We start from the raw sequence: 18,141 nt of genomic DNA, 5'->3' as shown, positions 1-18,141 counted from the left end.
TATTTGATTTGAAATATTTTCCTATGAGGGTAATTTGATGTAGATTTACACTGTTTTTTAAAGTTAAAACGTAATAATTTAAATTATATGGGATCAACAAGAAAAGAGCATGATTTTTTAGGGGAATTAGACATTCCAAATCATCTATATTATGGTATCCAAACCTTCAGAGCAGTAGAGAATTTTAATATCACAGGAATTCCTATTTCAAAAGAACCTTTATTCATCAAAGCATTAGGTTATGTAAAAAAAGCGGCAGCTTTGGCTAACAAAGATTGTGGCGCATTAGATGCTAAAATAGCAGAAGCAATTTGTTATGGAAGTGATCAGGTAATTGCTGGTAAATTTGATCAGGAATTTGTAAGCGATTTGATTCAGGGTGGAGCCGGAACTTCGGTAAACATGAACGCTAACGAAGTAATCGCTAATATTGGTTTAGAATATTTAGGACATAAAAAAGGAGATTATAACTTCTTACACCCAAACAACCACGTAAACTGCTCTCAGTCTACTAATGACGCCTATCCATCAGCTTTTAGAATTGCACTTTATCTGAAAATAGAAAGTTTTATTAAAACTTTAGAAGGTCTTGAAGTAGCATTTGCTGCAAAAGGAGAAGAGTTCAAAAGTGTTCTGAAAATGGGAAGAACACAATTGCAGGATGCTGTTCCTATGACTTTAGGGCAGGAGTTTAACTCTTATGCTACCACTATTGGAGAAGATGTTAGAAGATTAAGAGATGCTCAGAGTTTGGTTTTGGAGATCAATATGGGAGCAACAGCTATCGGAACAAGAGTAAACGCACCGGAAGGATACCCTGAAATTTGCGTAAACTACTTAGCAAAAGAAGTTGGAATTCCGTTAACCCTTTCTCCTGATTTAATTGAAGCTACCGTAGATACCGGAGCTTATGTTCAAATCATGGGAACATTGAAAAGAACGGCCGTTAAAATTTCTAAAATCTGTAACGATTTAAGATTGTTGAGCTCAGGACCAAGAACAGGATTTAACGAGATCAATCTGCCTGCACGTCAGCCGGGATCTTCTATCATGCCAGGGAAAGTAAACCCGGTAATTCCGGAAGTGGTAAATCAGACTTGTTTTTATGTAATCGGACAGGATTTGACTGTAACTATGGCAGCCGAAGCGGGACAATTACAATTGAATGTGATGGAGCCGGTAATTGCTTTTGCTATGTTTACTTCATTGGATTATCTTTCAAATGCAATTCAGACCTTAATTGATAAATGTATCATTGGAATCACTGCAAATGAAGATCACTGTTACAATATGGTCATGAATAGTATTGGAATCGTGACTCAGCTAAACCCAATTTTAGGTTATGAAGAAAGTGCCAGTATTGCGGGTGAAGCTTTAAAATTGAACAAAAGTGTACATCAGATTGCCGTGATTGAAAGAAAATTAATCACTCAGGAAAAATGGGACGAAATTTATTCATTGGATAATTTAATCAACCCAAAATTCATTACAAAATAGGAGAGTTTCTCTCTAGTTATAGAAAGCCGACATTATTTTTAGTGTCGGCTTTTTTTTATGGTAAAATTATAAGTTAAGATTTATGTGAAAGACCTGTTTTTGATCAAATTCTAATTTGTCGATAACAGTGATTAAGGGAATCTTTTTAAGTTCGTCAAACGATAGAAATTATGTTATGCGCAACGATCAAATATTGTTGCGCTTTTTTTTGATTAAAATTATAGGTAAAGAAATTTCCATTTTCTGAGAGCATAAGCTTTACCTAATACAGTTCTTATTTTTTATACTTACAAATGTGTAATGTTATGATCCATTTATTACATCAATATTATCGCTTATTGAATTTAGCACTGATTGTTTGTTTTATCTTCATAATTTCTATCAAAATTTAGCGGGATACTGTAAGACCTGAAAAAAACTTACAAATAAGAATACTGGGTTTAGTAACAGAACCTAAGATATACAAAATACTGAACCAAAGCAGCTTATGGAAAAGTACAAGCCAATTATCTGTCTGTTATTAGTAACAAGTTTGAGTATAAAAGCCCAAACGCTTAGCAATGAAAACTTTATATACACCCTAAGTCCTAAAAAACCGGTTAAAGCAGCAAATCTAAGCACGCTTACCAAGGACGAAATGAGTCAGACTGTAACCTATTTTGACGGATTAGGCCGTCCGATACAAACCATTGCCATCGGTCAGGGAACAGGAGACAAAGACATTGTAACCCCTATGGAGTATGATGACTTTGGCCGGCAAGTCAAAGAATACCTGCCGTATGCAGTGGCCAATGGAAGCAACAGTTACCCCATGATCGACCCGAAAACAGCTATAAGTGCAGCAACCATCTTTTATGGTAAATCGGAATACGATAATACCTCAAATCCTTTCTCTCAAAAAGCATTTGAACCATCACCATTGAACCGCGTTTTAAAACAAGCTGCTCCGGGAGCTTCGTGGGAAATGGGCAAAGGCCATGAAATTAAAATCGATTACCAGGCCAATACCGATGTGGATGCGGTAAAACTCTACAAAGCCAATACTACTTGGGACGCAGGTTTAGGATTGTACGACATTAGTTTTACTGATGCAGGAACCTATGCGGAAGGAAGACTCTATAAAACGATTACGCACGATGAAAATACAACTGCAACCCCAAGCGAAAGTGCCGGTTCGACGGTAGAATTTAAAAATACCGAAGGGCAGGTTATCTTAAAAAGAACCTACAATTCAGGCAATCCACATGATACGTACTACGTTTACGATATTTATGGGAATCTGACCTATGTATTGCCCCCAAAAGTATCGGGTGCAGTTAATGACGAGATTCTAAACGGATTGTGTTACCAGTACAAATACGACTACCGCAATCGTCTGGTCGAGAAAAAACTGCCCGGAAAACAATGGGAGTTTATAGTGTACGACAAACTCGATCGTCCCGTAGCCACAGGACCGGCTTTTTCACCTTTTAAAGATGAAACTGCCGAAGGCTGGCTCATTACCAAATACGACGCCTTTAGCAGACCTGTTTATACGGGCTGGAGCAGTCAAACCTCAAATTCAGCTACCAGAAAGGCATTACAGGATGCCCAAAATACCGCTGCCGTTTTATTTGAAACGAAACAAAGTTCAGGAACCATAGACGATATACCGGTATACTACAGCAATAACATTGCTCCAACGAAATTTAAACTTTTAACCGTTACCTATTACGACAATTATAATTATCCTAATGCAGCTGTTAAGCCTACAACTATTGAAGATCAGACCGTTTTAGACAATGCCAAAGGTCTGGTAACCGGAAACTGGACAAGAGCCTTAACCACTGCCTCAGAAACATCAGGAGAAACCACCACTACCTTTTACGATCGAAAAGCCAGAGCAGTGAGTACTCGAACTCAGAATTATTTAAGCGGTTATACCAATACCGACAGCAAACTAGATTTTATTGGAAAGTCACTCTATACCATCACCAAACACAAACGTACCTCAGGAGATACCGAGCTCATCATAAGAGAAGAATACACCTATTCGCCGCAGGATCGTTTGCTGACGCACACCCACCAAATCAATGGCGGAACAGTAGAACTTTTGGCAGATAACACTTATGATGACTTAGGACAATTGATCGTTAAAAATGTAGGGAACAACACAGCAAGCCCTTTGCAGAAAGTACATTATAGGTACAACATTAGAGGCTGGCTTACCGGAATCAACAATGTGGAAAACCTACAGCAAGATACGGACCCGGTGGATCTGTTTGCCTTTAAGATAAACTATGACAAACAACCGGGCAACTCACAGGTTCAGGCTTTGTACAACGGAAACATTTCAGAGACCTATTGGAAGACCAACACCGATCTTACCAAGCGTTCCTATGGGTATCAGTACGACAACCTGAATCGTTTAACCAGTGCGATTTACAGTAAACCCAATGACGCTATTCCGATTTCAGGGGCCTATAACGAAAGTTTGAGTTATGATAAAAACGGAAACATTAAATCTTTGCAGCGATATGGAACCAGTGATGCACCGTCTATTGTTTTTCAAACAGATGATTTGACTTATGATTATTTAAATGAAAACTCCAATCAACTGACCAAAGTAATCGACGGTACTGCCGGAAATGACAACGAAGGTTTTATAGATGGTAATAAAACCGGGGATGATTTTACCTATGATGCCAATGGAAATATGATTACCGATAAAAACAAAAACATCACTTCTATCACTTACAACCACTTGAATTTACCTCTAAAAATTACCTTTGCGACCACCGGAAATATTGAGTACATTTACAATGCCAATGGCGTAAAACTAAGTAAAACGGTTAATAAAGGCACTTGCATCACTACCATTACAGACTATTTAGGAGGATTTCAATATGAAAGTATGGCCAACAAATGCACAAGGGCAGGAAGAGGATATACCGGAGTTCTGAAGTTTTTCCCAACTGCTGAAGGTTATGTAGAGCCTTCCACAGGTTCTTACAAATATGTGTACCAGTACAAAGATCACTTAGGCAACATACGATTAAGTTACACGAAAAACCTGGCAACACAAGTTCTTACCATAATTGACGAGAATAATTATTATCCTTTTGGATTGAAACACAAGGGGTATAATGATTATGTTGCTACTAGTAATAAGTATAAATATAACGGAAAAGAGCTGCAAGATGAGCTTGGACTTAACATTACAGCAATGGACTTCCGTGAATATGATAATGCATTAGGTAGGTTCTTTGGAATTGATAGACTTGCAGAATTTGCTCCAGCAATAACTCCTTACAGATTTGGATTTGATAATCCAATCATGTATACAGACCCTACTGGTCTCTTTGAAACTAGGAAGGAAGCAAGAGCTTATAGACGTGAACATAATATTAGAGGTTCAATTAGTAAAAATGATGATGGTTCTTTTGCAATAAATGATAAAAAAAATCATATAAGTTATACCAAAGGAGAGGAAGGTTCTAATGAAAAATTCAGTAATGATGGAGTTCAAGAATCAGCATTAGTATCAGCTCCAGAGCCAAGTAATACAATGTCTACTATTGGACAGGTTAATGCGCTTGCAGGCTATGGAGCTACAGGAATTGAACAAATCAGTGGTTCTTTTCGAATTACGAATGGTGTTTATAATGGTAGTCAACTTAGTTTAAGGTATTACCAAAGTGCATGGGCTGGAGGAAGTCGTGCTAGTATTACAACATATAATTTCGGCAAAATTGGTAAAGGTTTAGGGAGAATTGGTTTTGGGATAGGTTTAGCAACAGATACATATGGAGTTATTGAATGGACTAAAAATTCTAAATCACCAAATGCAGTCCATCCTGCTAAGGCAAGCCTTAATACTGGTATGGGAGCATGGGGATTAATGGGAGGGCCTCCTGGAGCTATTGCTTCAGCTGTTTATACAGGTATTGACGTTTTCTACCCAGGGGGATTTGAAGGAGCGGCAAATACAGCAAAAAGAACAGAGGATCAAGAAATAAAAATGACAGGACATTCACTTTTGAATAACTCTGCTTTAAAATTTTAAATATGTTATTAAAAAAAGCTTACTATTATTTTTTTTACAAGATGTATACATTAATTGATTATACATCAGAGAAATCGGGAGGTAAATTTCTAACTGACTTTAAAGCATCTTTAGCAATAATCGCTTTAGAGTTCTGGTTTGTAGTGTCTGTGCTTAATTATTATAACGTTTACATTGATAGTGCTCTAAACCTCTCTAAAGGGATTTATATATCTATAGCGGTCTTCATTGCTATTTGTAATCACATAATTTTTACACATGATAGTAAATGGAAAAATTTCAATAAAGAATTTGACCAATTGTCAATAGATAAAAACAGAAAAGGCAGTTGGATATTTTTTGGAATAATATTATTCATTGTTTGCAATTTCATTTTTTCAATTTACTTGTTATATTTAGAGAATATTGCATAAGTCAAATTATTATGAATCATTACTTTTTAAAGCCATTCCATAACGGAGTGCTCCCCCGCTGGCGCGAGCGTCCCGCTCGTGAACACAAAGAAAATCGATAAAGAATATAAAAGAGCCCCAAACTGTGGAAGGTTATGTAGAGCCTTTCGTAGGTTCTTATAAATATGTGTACCAGTACAAGGATCACTTAGGGAACATACGATTAAGTTATGCTAAAAATCCGGTGACTCAGGTTCTTACCATTATTGATGAAAATAATTATTATCCTTTTGGATTGAAACATACAGGGTATAATGATTATGTAGCTACTAATAATAAGTATAAGTACAATGGAAAAGAATTGCAGGACGAATTAGGGCTTAATGTTTACGATTATGGAGCGAGAATTTATACTCCCGATGCTCCAAGATTTTGGCAGATTGACCCGCTCGCTGAGAAAGGTCGTAGATGGTCGCCTTATAATTATGCTATGGATAATCCTGTTTATTTTATTGACCCTGTTGGGATGTGGCCAGATAATTCTATTACGGGATTAATTAGTAGAGCTACATCAGTAGTTAAAAATTATGTTTCAAATAAAGTAAGTACTGTTGTTTCAAATACTAGAAATATACTTTCTCAGAAAGCTAGTACAATATTGGATAAAATAACGCCTGATATTAAAATAGGAAAGGCTGAAAAAGCTCAAAAAGCATCTGGTTTTGGTGTTAGTTTTGCGACGGAAGGTGGAAAACAAGGTGGAATGACAACCGATCAAGGAGATAGAAAGACAAAACAAGTTGACATGAGTGTAGTTGTTGGATTAACAGATGTTTATGGCCCGCCTACAACGGTACCTGGTGTAGCCCCTGATGGCAGTAATCCTTTTGTAAAGAGTCCAGATGGCGGAGATGAAGTAAAATCTGAACCAACAATGAAAACAGAAAATAGTGAAGTTCAAATATCAGTACCCAAGGTGACATTTGACGCAAGTGGTAACGGTTCAAGATCAGCTACTAAATTTAATAAAGATACTATTGTCAATAAAAAAGATTCTGCAAGAGTAACTAATGAGGCTAAAAATATACAACAGAAACGTATTGAAAATTTCAATAAAAAATATGGAACGGATTTTTAAGATAATTAGCTTTGCATTTACTGTATTGCTTATAACATCATGTAATAACAAGAAAGAAGAAAATTCAACAGAAACTTTAAAAAGCAATCTAAGTAAAAGTAAAATTTTATTTTGTAGCTTTCCTGATACAGTAAAAGTAAATAAAGTTATTGATGGTAAACTTCAATATGATGTGAGTAATATTGATTCTACTGTAACTAGTAGCAGGTTTTTAGTACTTGTATTATCAACTAGTGTAAACAAAGAACTTGCTAATTATAAAGAAGTTGACAATAATGCTTTGTTATCCTATGTTGATTCATTAAATACAGGTAAATTTGAGTTTAAAGCTGTTTTTGAAAAAAAAGGTAAGCAAATGCTAAATATAGTTATACGCGATCATAAATTTTTGAAACCACAGAAGAATATACCACGAGACAAAATGATCTTAAGAACCAGTGATTGTTTATTCTCGAAAGAGGTTTTTGTAGTCGATTAGGTAATGTTACAGATTAGGTGTTTTTATAAAATAACGATATAACGAATTGAAAAAGAATATAAAATTTTAATTCCCCCCGCTGGCGCGAGCGTCCCGCTCGTGAACGCAAAGAAAATCGATAAAGAATATAAAAGCCCCGAACTGTGGAAGGTTATGTAAGAGCCTTCAGGAAGTTCTTATAAATATATCTATCAATACAAAGATCACTTAGGTAACATACGATTGAGTTATACTAAAAATCCTGTGACTCAGGTTCTTAATATTGTTGACAAGAATAATTATTATCCTTTTGGATTGAAACACAAGGGGTATAATGATTATGTAGCTGCTAGTAATAAGTATAAGTTCAATGGAAAAGAACTGCAGGACGAGCTATCACTGAACTGGGATAGCTTCAAGTGGCGAAATTACGATTATGCTATTGGAAGATTTATGTGTATTGACCCGTTAGCTGAAAAATATAGCTATCAATCACCTTATAACTTTGCTGAAAATAAAGTAATTAGTCATCGAGAATTGGAAGGATTGGAAGGTATTTGGTTTCAAGCTGTAATGAATGCTGATAAAGCGGCTAACCCCAATGGTGTTAGTGCTCATGTTATGGGTATTTCGCAAGGTTTGGTTCATAGTGCAAAAGGTTTAATAAACTCTGTTGCTCATCCAGTAGAAATTGCCAAAGGAATTGGAAATGCGGCCTTATGGGTTGCCGTTGGGTCGCAAGGCTCTAGCGCATTAGATAAAGTACTAGGGACAAACTCTACTGGGGCTGGTAATGCTCTTTTAAACGGAGTAGTTAGTGGAGGGAACAAATTAGTCAATGGTAATGGTAGTCAAAGAGGAGAAGTTATTGGTGAGATTGCAGGTGCAGTTATAGGAGCTAAAGGAATGGGAGCGGCTACAAAAGCATTGTCTGCAGCAGGAAAAACGACAAGTTTATTTAGAGCCGTTTCTAATGCTGAATTATCAGATATCGCATCTAATGGCTTAAGAACTACTGCTGGAGGTTATGAAACATCAAAATTATTTGCAACTAGTGCAGAAAATGCAGCACAGTTTGGAAAATTAAATTATGGTTTTGATGGTATTCCCAATACTATTATAGAGGCAAAAGTTCCTAATAGTGTTATGGGAACTACAACGAGTTTTACTGCAGATGGAATGTCTGCAGTAGCAGTTCCTGCTGAACAATTGCAAAATATTAAAAAAGTTATACCTTCAAACTCAAGTCCAATCGGTAATTAAAGTTTATTATGTTAAAGATAAAAGCACAAATTTATTTATATAAAGAGAATGGGAGAAAAACACCTTTTGAATCAGGTTACAGACCATTGTTTGATTTTAAAGGTAGCAGCAGTAGATATTCTGGTAAAATAGATTTAATTAATAAAAGAATATTTCTTCCAGGAGAAATAGATGAAGTTTATATCACTTTTGCAAATGTAGATAACTTAAAAGTTAATGATATTTTTTTCTTTGGCGAAGGTTTAAGTAGGTTAGGCGAAGGCAAAGTTTTGGCAGTTATGAATAATAATGAATAGCCAGCTACACAGCTCCCGCACGAATCCTTTCGTGTGACGCAAAGGAAATCGACAAAGCAATAAAAACAAGAAACCCCCCGCTGGCGCGAGCGTCCCGCTCGTGAACGCAAAGAAAATCGATAAAGAATATAAAAGCCCCGAACTGTGGAAGGTTATGTAGAGCCTTCAGGAAGTTCTTATAAGTATATTTACCAGTACAAAGATCATTTGGGTAACATACGATTGAGTTATACTAAAAATCCAGTTACACAGGTTCTTGAAATTATTGACGAGAATAATTATTATCCTTTTGGATTGAAACACAAGGGGTATAATGATTATGTTGCTACTAGTAATAAGTATAAGTACAATGGCAAGGAGCTTCAAGACGAGCTACAGCTTAACGTTTATGATTATGGAGCACGTAATTATGACCCTGCAATTGGTCGTTGGATGAATGTTGACCTAATGGCAGAAAAAGCAGTCTCAATAACTCCCTATAGATATGCGTTTAATAATCCATTAACTTTTGTTGACCCTAATGGTAATTACGAGGTTGATGGACATTATTGGACTGTTTATCTAGCGGCTTTGTTAGCAGGAAAATCAAATGCTGGGGAGTTAGCTTATTATGCTCAAATTCCAGACGAAATAATGGACAGAGGTGGAGATATAGTAAAAGCTACAAATACATGGACGCTCTTGGATTGGCAGGTAGATGTGCATGCGTTAACTGGTGGTTATAGAGATGGTGAAAGAAGAAATTCTGAGTTAGGTTATTTTAATGGTAAAACGGCAAGACAACAAGGATATGCATTACATAGATTTGGAGATAGTTTTGCTCACTCGAAAGATAATGGAAGAATGTATTCAACGGGAATAGGACATTTATTTGAAGGACATACACCAGATAAAATAGCAGAACGTCCTGAATTGTATAAAGAATACGCTTCATCACTTACTTCAATGTTAGGTGGAAATTTAGAGGATATGTTTACATTTAATTATGTTGCCGATAACAAAGGAACGACAGAACAAAATAGTGCAATACTTGAAACAGAAGTTAGGATACAAGAAGGAGTAAAAACATTCAGTGTTGTTGGTAATCAAGTAGGAACTATAAATAGTTATATGAAATCTAGAGATGCGTATACAAATACTAAAAGTAAATACATGGCTACATCAGCGACAGGAGATGTGTATCGTCCTGATGGGAATGGAGGATTTACTAAAACCACAGAAACAAGAACCTACGTAATATTTAATTAGATGGAATATAAAGAAAAAATAAAATTTAGTACGAAATGGTATCTTATCACACTGATAATTTTTAACTGTTTTAATTGTCTCTTATTTTTAATAATACCTAAAAATAATGATTGGGAATTATTTTTCTTTAACTTTTTTGGCAGTATTTTGATATACACATTCTCTTTTTTAATGTATTTTATTTTGTCTTTGTTTTCAAATTTAATAAGTTCTAATTTTGTCTTCAAATTGGTCATAATATTTGTACTAATGGATTTAATTTCTTTATTGTTTGCTCAAAAATCAATGTTACTATCAATATTGACAACCATGGTACATGATGAGAATTATATTTTGTTGTTCTATCCTTTTTCGTTGCTTTTTTCATTGACTATTTTGTCTTTTTTAGCTAGACGATTAGATAATTCAAATAAATTAGATTTATAATCTGAACTAATTGAGAAATAAATTAAAGCCACTCCATATATATATAACTGAACCCAAAAGTTTAGACAAATTTATAATTAAGTTTGATAATAATGAACTCGATATTGTATTGGGCTCATTTTGTTTAAATTTGATTTAATTCTTTCGTTATTGTAATAGATTATGTATCTATTAATTTCTTTTTTTAATTGCTCTATTGATTTGAATTTTTGGGTATAAAACATTTCAGATTTTAATATTCCAAAGAAGTTTTCAATAATTGCATTATCCAGACAGTTTCCTTTTCTTGACATGCTTTGTTTGATTTTTTTTTTGTTCTAATAAGTCTTGGTAATGTTTCATTTGGTATTGCCAGCCTTGGTCAGAATGAAGTATCAAATTTGTATTGTTTGGGATTTTTCTAAAGGCTTTTTTCAGCATGATTACTACTTGATTAAACACTGGTCGTTCTGTAACTTCATAGCTGATTATTTCCTGATTAAACAAGTCAATTATTGGTGATAAATATAATTTGTTTCCTCTTACATTAAACTTTGTTATATCGGTTGCCCATTTTTGATTTGGAGCTATTTTACCATTATCACCTTTATAAGATTTATACTTTTTTGCTCTAATAACACTTTTTAGCCCTAATAGATTCATTAATCTGAGAACTGTCTTATGATTGATAAGCAGTCCTCTGTTTTGCAGCTCATCGGTTATCCCTCTGTAGCCATAGCGCCCTTTATGCTTTTGATAAATGGCTTTAATCAGCTCTTTAGTTTCTCTGTATTTATCAGGTGATTTACTTTGTTTTTGATGATAGTAAAAACTGCTGCGTGCCATATCTGCTAGGTTCAGAAGTAATTCCAAACCATATTTATGCCTTAGCTCGTTTATGGCTTTGGATTTTTCCTGGCTTGAATTAAGGCTTGAAGCTTTTTTAGCAGTTCATTCTCACAGCGAAGTCTTTCGTTTTCTTTCAGCAGTTCCTGCTCTCTTGTAAGGGGGCTGTCTGATTTACGCTTTTTGTCTTTATGGTCACTCATCGATACGGGTCTGCCTCTTTGTTTTGGTTTTAATCCTGTTAGTCCAAAATTTATCAAAGGTGTCATTTTATCCACCTCCAACCAAAGAATCTGAAGAAACCACAAACTAACTGCAGGGGAATAAATACAATAGTAACTGTTATAATGATTATACCTATAATTTAAAAGGTAATTTAATCAAAGATGGAAAAAAGAAATCACTGAGATACAATTCAATCCCTTAGATTTACTTAGAAAGAGTAAAAGATTGAGTAAATACTTGTCTGGCTTAGAGGTAATACAAAGTTTTAATGTAAAGAACCAGTATTACAACGCACAAAAAACACTCACATAAAAAAGAAATTCTTCGGAGTCGTTTTTTATGAAAACGGGGCTGTTGTTCATAATTAAATCATAATTTATAACGAGTGTGATTTATATTTTTAAAGTCAATCCCTATTTTTGCTATTCATACCTGAACTAAGATGAAATTACTTATAGTCGAAGACGAACCAAATCTGTTGTCCATTTTACGGAAAGGATTTGCCGAGAACAATAATGAAGTTAGTGTGGCTCTGGATGGCAGAACTGCTCTGGAGATGATTCACAATTATAATTTTGATGTTGTCGTTTTGGATGTAATGCTTCCGGATATTAACGGAATTGAGATTTGCAGAAGACTTCGCGCCAGTAAGAATTTTGTTCCGGTGTTACTGTTAACCGCTCTTGGAACGTCAGAAAATATTGTGACCGGACTTAATGCAGGAGCCGACGATTATTTGGTAAAACCTTTTAAGTTTGGAGAACTTGATGCCAGAGTCAATGCACTGCACCGACGAGCTCATCAGGATACAGAAAAAGTAGATACTATAACCATTGGCGACTTAGAAATAAACGGCCGGGCAAAGACAGTAAAGAGAGAAGGAGAATCGATTATCCTGACCGCAAAAGAATTTAAATTATTATACTATCTGGCTAAAAATAGCGGTCGCATCGTTTCCCGCGATCAGATTTTAGATAATGTCTGGGATATTAATTTTGATATGAACACCAATGTTGTCGATGTATACATTACTTATTTAAGAAAAAAAATCGATAAACCTTTTGAAACCAAACTCATCCATACCATGAAAGGTCTGGGTTATGTGATACAGCCATAAAATGGATATAAGAAAAAAAATAACATACACTTATGTAGCCTTGTCGTCTTTTAGTACATTACTTCTATGTATTGTTGTTTTTGTTCTATTCAGAGAAAATAATCGTTACCATTTCTTAAAAAGGCTTGAAGACAGAGCTAAAATTGTCGCATCCATTCATTTTCAGAACGATCCTGAGAAAATAAAATACTACAGTAATCTTAAAAAAAATGGACTGGAAGAACTTATCGAAGAAGAAGAGTTTGTTCTAAAGATAAACAGTGCCAATAGTTTTGATTACAATACAAAACTGAATTTACCGAATGAGTTTTATACCAATATTTTAAAAACCGGAAAAGACTATTTTGAGGTAGAAAACAAATATTATTTAGGACAGGTTTTTACAGAGAATAATCAAAAATACATTGTAATTGTTGGAGCTCGTGACCGAAAAGGACCGACCACCACAATCTATATTTTAAAAATCATGCTGTTCGGAGGTATAGGTTTTATATTTTTGGCCTTCTTTTTGGGACGTTTCCTGGCCAAAAGAGTCATTAATCCTGTGGCAAGAATTACTAAAGAAGTAAATAGAATTAGTGCTTCCAACCTTCACAATCGCTTGCCGGAAGTCAAAAATTCAGATGAAATCTCAGATCTTACAGAGACTTTCAACGATATGCTGGATCGTTTGGAAACCTCATTCGAAATACAGGCCAATTTTATCAATAATGCTTCACACGAGTTAAAAACTCCTATAACGACAATCATTGCAGAGTCTGAAATCATGCTTTTGAAAGAAAGGGAAGTTCCGGAATACATTCAGTCCCTTGAAAATATTTACAGCCAGGCTTCCCGATTAGGAAACTTAACAGAGAGTTTGCTTAAACTTACACAAACAGGTTACGACGGTAAAAAACAGGTGTTGGATATTGCCAGAATCGACGAAGTATTAATGGATGTAAAGTCGGATTTAGATAAAATTTATCCGGACAATCGTGTAAGTATCAAGCTTAACTTTGCGCCTAAAGACTCCAATTTACTTTTGATACCTTGTAATAAGCCACTTTTGGAACTCGCGATTAACAACATTATTACCAATGGTGTAAAATACTCGGATAACAATGAGGTTTTTGTTACCCTTTCAGCCAATCAGGACTGGATAAAGGTGGCGATCAACGATATCGGGATTGGGATCCCTCCGGAAGACATTCCGCATTTGTATGAACCTTTCTTTAGAGGTAAAATTGCAACTAAATATATAGGATACGGTTTGGGGCTTCCATTGGCTTCCAAAATCATCCGCATGCACGACGGAGAGATTCAGGTGCAGTCAGAGCAAAACAAAGGCACCATCGTAACCATTGTCTTTAATAAAACAAGTTCGAAGAAAAGCAACATTAAGACTTCTAATGTTGAATCTTAGAAAATTCTAATTTCATATTAAGACCCTTCTAATTTGACGGGAGTTACTTTGTAAGTATAAACTAAAAGAGTATACTTATGAAAAATTTCCTTATACCTACTACTTTAAAAGACGATACAATTTGTGCTGTAAAATCAGCTATTGGTCAGGCAAAAGATTCAGATTGCGAAATTATTCTTATGATGGTATCAGAAACTCCTGATGCTTTTTCATCCTCTAATTTTTTACGTGAAATGCGCACAGGACTTACTGCAAGTCAGGAAGAAGTACTGGACACTTGCCGATACATTATTGAACACACACCCAACTGTAAAATAAAAGTTCACAATCAATACGGACTTTCTTCTCCGATTTTTAAGCGTATTATTGATGTTTTTGCTATAAAACTGGTAGTTCTTACCAATTCGTATAAGCAGGAAACAAAACGAATTCATCAATACCTGGTACAATTAGCCGGAAATCAAAAGTGTCCAATTCTGCATTTAGGTTCAGAGCAATACAAAGAAGACTTCAATAAAGCGCTTTATATCGAAAACGGTCGTGCCAGTATGCATGTAAAAGATGTTCAGCAATTTTTGAACAACAATTTTTCATTTGAAATTGTAAGCCAGACTTCCAGTTTTGAAGACAACTACGAAAATTTTGCTCCTTACTTATCAGAAGCGATTTCAAAATACGATATCGATTTGTTAGTGGAAACCCGCAAAGGAGAGAAGATACAATTCAAGAAAAATAAAAAAGAGAGCATAAACGATAAAACGGGTCTACCGGTGCTTTCGCTCTATGAAGAATTGGCGTAAAACCTCATTTCTTCAAAAAGAATACAAGTTTAATTTAAACGGAAAGATATGTTATTAAAGAAAAGAATTCCAATGAGGTACGTTCTCGGGAAAATTAAGGTGGAATTGGCACTTGTAATGACTTACACCATTTTATTTGAAATTTTTCATCATTATTTTATCAATGTAGCGATCGAAATACCAATCGCAATTCCTACCATGGTAGGTACAATTATATCCTTATTACTGGCTTTTAAATCCAATCAGGCTTATGACAGATGGTGGGAAGCACGCATTATTTGGGGATCAATTGTAAATGAATCCCGAACTTTGGTGAGACAAATGCTCACTTTTTATAAAGATCCGGGGTTTTCTGTTGAAGCAAACGAGTTTAAGGAGAACTTCACCAAAAGACAAATTGCATGGTGTTATAGCTTAGGACAGGCGCTGCGTAATAAAGATGCGATAAAGCCGATCAAAGATTTGATTAGTGAAGAGGAACTGAATTTTGTCAAAAACCATCAGAATATTCCAAATGCGATATTATTGCTTCATGGTAGAGATCTTAGAATTGCCAAAAAGGATAAACGATTAAATCCTTATCAACAGGTTGAAATAGACAATACTTTGTCAAGATTATGTGATGCAATGGGAAAATGCGAGCGTATTAAAAATACCATTTTTCCAACCACTTACAGCATGTACATCAGAATGACGCTGTGTTTGTTTATTTTGTTATTGCCTTTTGGACTGATCAGTTTATTGAGCTGGTTTGCCGTTCCGTTAATTACAATTATCGGAGGAACGTTCTTCTTAATTGAAAAAATGGCAATCCATTTACAGGATCCATTCGAAAACAGACCTACAGATACACCTGTAACGGCAATTTCGAATACTATCGAAAAGAATCTGATGCAAATGTTAAACGAGTATCAAAGTGAGTTTGACATCATCAAAGAATTCGATCTTAAACCCGATTTAAAAAAAGCGGAAAACAACGCTTATTTTGTTTTATAATTATGTGAATTGATTTTGGTTTCTCAATTTGTTAACTGGACAACGCTTTGTTAATGCGGCTGTCCAGTTTTTTTTATGTGTTTTAACCCGTTGGGTGTAAGAAAAAAATAGATGTGAGATGTGAAATGCGACTGCAAAGTGTGACTATAAACTACGACTGCAAACTTTGAAAAGTGAGACGCCTTTTCTATAGATACAGTATCTATATTAAGTGTTGAAACAATCGCCACAGATTAAAAAGATTAAAAAAATCTGCATAATCTGCGAGATCTGCGGGAAAACATAGGTGTAAAATGTGAAATGCGACTGCAAAGTGTGACTATAAACTACGACTGCAAACTTTGAAAAGTGAGACGCCTTTTCTATAGATACAGTATCTATATTATGTGTTGAAACAATCGCCACAGATTAAAAAGATTAAAAAAAATCTGCATAATCTGCGAGATCTGCGGGAAAAACATAGGTGTAAAATGTGAAATGCGACTGCAAACTGTTACTGCAAACTGTCACTTAGTTCTACTGATCAATCAATTTTCCCAGAGTTTGTATAGAGGATCTTAATTCATTAGTCCACGGAAGTCCAAAACTCAATCGCATGCAATTTGAGAATTGATTTTGAAAAGTAAAGATTCTTCCCGGAGCAAAACTAATTTTATGCTGCATCGCTAATGGATAAAAAGCAGCCGTATCTATATTCTTATCAAGTTCAATCCAAAGAAAAAAACCTCCTTGTGGCTGACTTACCTTGGTTCCTTTCGGAAATGACTCTAAAACCGTATTGATATAGTTCGTACAGTTGTGATTCAATATCTGTCGTATTTTTCGAAGATGATTTTCATAGCGGCCATTTTTCAGAAAGTCGCCAACTACCTGATGCGTGATGGTAGGAGTAGAGAGGGTATGATAGATTTTGTTGCGCAAAATCTCTTTTTTGAATTTCCCCGGAGAAACCCAGCCCACACGATACCCCGGTGCCAAAGTTTTTGAAACCGAACTGCAGCAAAGTACAATGCCACTTTCATCATAGGTTTTACAATTGGTTGGACGACTCGAGCCAAAGTACAAATCACCGTGAATATCGTCTTCAATTAATGGAACGTTGTAAAATTCCATTAATCGGACCACTTCCTTTTTATGTTCAACAGGCATCATACTTCCCGAAGGATTACTGAAGTTGCTCATCAGCAAACAGAGTTTTATTTTTTTAGTAGAAAGTGCTTTTTTTAGGGCATCCAGTTCTATTCCAGTGGTCATATTGGTAGGCAGTTCCATGATATACAAACCCAAAGATTTAGCCAACTGCAGGATGCCAAAATAAGCAGGACTTTCGGTAATAATAGTATCTCCCGGTTTCGTTAGTGTCATTAAACAATGTGATATGGCACTCGTACAGCCGGGCATGGTGATAATGTCTCTTTCTGTTAAAGAACCTCCCCAGGTAAAGGACCATCTTGCAATTTCTTTCCGTAGATTAAGATTCCCCTGTACCTGTTCGTAACTTGTGCCACTATTAGGAAGCTGACGCATGGCCTGAATCATTCCCTTATTTAATTTGGCAATAGGTAGCAATTCGTTAGAAGGAAACCCCATAGAAAGCATCGTAATACTCGGATCGGTCATGTTTTTGTAAACCTGATCAATTAAATCTTCCCGGTCAATGTTCACGCATTTTAAAACAGGACTGCTGGGTGAAGGTTCAGGAATATTTCTGGCCGAAATGTTAGTCACATAATAACCGGATTGAGGTCTGGATTCTATAAGAGATCTGCTTTCAATTTCATAATAGGCTTTGCTTACGGTGCTCATGCTGTAACCCGTTTCGGCACAGACTTCACGTATAGAGGGCAGCTTATCGCCTACATTTAAAACACCCGATTTTATTTGTTTTTCAATTCGGTCTGCAAACTGCAGATACAAGTAGTTGGAATTTTTCATAAAAAAGAAACTGTTATGGTGCAATTTACAAAAACTGTATCTGTATTGCTGTTTTATTTTTTAGAAATTTGTTTTA

The 18,141-nt window shown here is 35.4% G+C and carries 15 protein-coding genes; 11 read left to right on the top strand and 4 right to left on the bottom strand.

Annotated elements, in window-relative coordinates; genetic code table 11:
• Positions 1-87 precede the first annotated feature (87 nt).
• The 7 genes from aspA (at position 88) to LNQ34_RS23590 (ending at position 10,336) form a co-directional block, all read left to right on the top strand.
• Complete coding sequence (aspA, locus tag LNQ34_RS21075; RefSeq protein WP_017497071.1) at positions 88-1,497, top strand: aspartate ammonia-lyase; 1,410 nt, start codon at positions 88-90, stop codon at positions 1,495-1,497.
• 487 nt (positions 1,498-1,984) lie between these two features.
• On the top strand, positions 1,985-5,542 hold the full coding sequence (locus LNQ34_RS21070) for a DUF6443 domain-containing protein (RefSeq protein ID WP_230001138.1): 3,558 nt from the start codon (positions 1,985-1,987) through the stop codon (positions 5,540-5,542).
• Between the two features lie 537 nt (positions 5,543-6,079).
• Positions 6,080-7,072 carry an RHS repeat domain-containing protein gene (locus LNQ34_RS23600; protein WP_346432371.1) on the top strand — a complete coding sequence of 331 codons (993 nt, stop codon included), beginning with the start codon at positions 6,080-6,082 and terminating at the stop codon, positions 7,070-7,072.
• Positions 7,056-7,550, top strand: a complete 495-nt coding sequence (locus tag LNQ34_RS21060; RefSeq protein ID WP_230001137.1) for a hypothetical protein — start codon at positions 7,056-7,058, stop codon at positions 7,548-7,550. Before LNQ34_RS23600 ends, LNQ34_RS21060 begins: the two co-directional genes overlap by 17 nt.
• A gap of 222 nt (positions 7,551-7,772) precedes the next feature.
• Positions 7,773-8,792, top strand: a complete 1,020-nt coding sequence (locus tag LNQ34_RS23595; RefSeq protein ID WP_346432370.1) for an RHS repeat domain-containing protein — start codon at positions 7,773-7,775, stop codon at positions 8,790-8,792.
• Positions 8,793-8,800: 8 nt separating this feature from the next.
• Positions 8,801-9,088, top strand: coding sequence for a hypothetical protein (locus tag LNQ34_RS21050; RefSeq protein ID WP_230001136.1), 288 nt, complete (start codon positions 8,801-8,803; stop codon positions 9,086-9,088).
• 144 nt (positions 9,089-9,232) lie between these two features.
• On the top strand, positions 9,233-10,336 hold the full coding sequence (locus tag LNQ34_RS23590) for an RHS repeat-associated core domain-containing protein (protein ID WP_346432369.1): 1,104 nt from the start codon (positions 9,233-9,235) through the stop codon (positions 10,334-10,336).
• Between the two features lie 503 nt (positions 10,337-10,839).
• Here the strand turns inward: LNQ34_RS23590 and LNQ34_RS23685 are convergent.
• From LNQ34_RS23685 to LNQ34_RS21035, 3 genes are read right to left on the bottom strand one after another with little or no spacing between them, the layout of a single operon-like run.
• A complete protein-coding gene (locus LNQ34_RS23685) occupies positions 10,840-11,055 on the bottom strand; it encodes an IS3 family transposase (protein ID WP_428979071.1) in 216 nt (71 codons plus the stop codon).
• Positions 11,027-11,641, bottom strand: coding sequence for an IS3 family transposase (locus LNQ34_RS21040; protein WP_230001339.1), 615 nt, complete (start codon positions 11,639-11,641; stop codon positions 11,027-11,029). Before LNQ34_RS21040 ends, LNQ34_RS23685 begins: the two co-directional genes overlap by 29 nt.
• Complete coding sequence (locus tag LNQ34_RS21035; protein WP_230001135.1) at positions 11,638-11,856, bottom strand: hypothetical protein; 219 nt, start codon at positions 11,854-11,856, stop codon at positions 11,638-11,640. The genes LNQ34_RS21040 and LNQ34_RS21035 overlap by 4 nt, the downstream gene beginning before the upstream one ends.
• A gap of 398 nt (positions 11,857-12,254) precedes the next feature.
• Between LNQ34_RS21035 and LNQ34_RS21030 the strand changes: the two genes are divergently transcribed.
• From LNQ34_RS21030 to LNQ34_RS21015, 4 genes are all read left to right on the top strand, one after another.
• On the top strand, positions 12,255-12,929 hold the full coding sequence (locus LNQ34_RS21030; protein ID WP_017497070.1) for a response regulator transcription factor: 675 nt from the start codon (positions 12,255-12,257) through the stop codon (positions 12,927-12,929).
• Position 12,930: 1 nt separating this feature from the next.
• On the top strand, positions 12,931-14,334 hold the full coding sequence (locus LNQ34_RS21025; protein ID WP_017497069.1) for a sensor histidine kinase: 1,404 nt from the start codon (positions 12,931-12,933) through the stop codon (positions 14,332-14,334).
• Between the two features lie 77 nt (positions 14,335-14,411).
• A complete protein-coding gene (locus LNQ34_RS21020; protein ID WP_202704048.1) occupies positions 14,412-15,134 on the top strand; it encodes an adenine nucleotide alpha hydrolase family protein in 723 nt (240 codons plus the stop codon).
• A gap of 48 nt (positions 15,135-15,182) precedes the next feature.
• A complete protein-coding gene (locus LNQ34_RS21015) occupies positions 15,183-16,130 on the top strand; it encodes a bestrophin family protein (RefSeq protein ID WP_202704047.1) in 948 nt (315 codons plus the stop codon).
• A 516-nt stretch (positions 16,131-16,646) separates the two neighbouring features.
• Here LNQ34_RS21015 and LNQ34_RS21010 read toward each other — a convergent pair.
• The gene (locus LNQ34_RS21010) at positions 16,647-18,065 is read right to left on the bottom strand and encodes an aminotransferase-like domain-containing protein (protein WP_202704046.1); all 1,419 of its coding nucleotides are present in this window, start codon (positions 18,063-18,065) and stop codon (positions 16,647-16,649) included.
• Positions 18,066-18,141 lie beyond the last annotated feature (76 nt).

Origin of the sequence: Flavobacterium lipolyticum (assembly GCF_020905335.1) — a bacterium.
In the GTDB taxonomy this organism is placed as follows: domain Bacteria; phylum Bacteroidota; class Bacteroidia; order Flavobacteriales; family Flavobacteriaceae; genus Flavobacterium; species Flavobacterium lipolyticum.
This window is presented reverse-complemented; position numbering and strand designations above follow the sequence as displayed.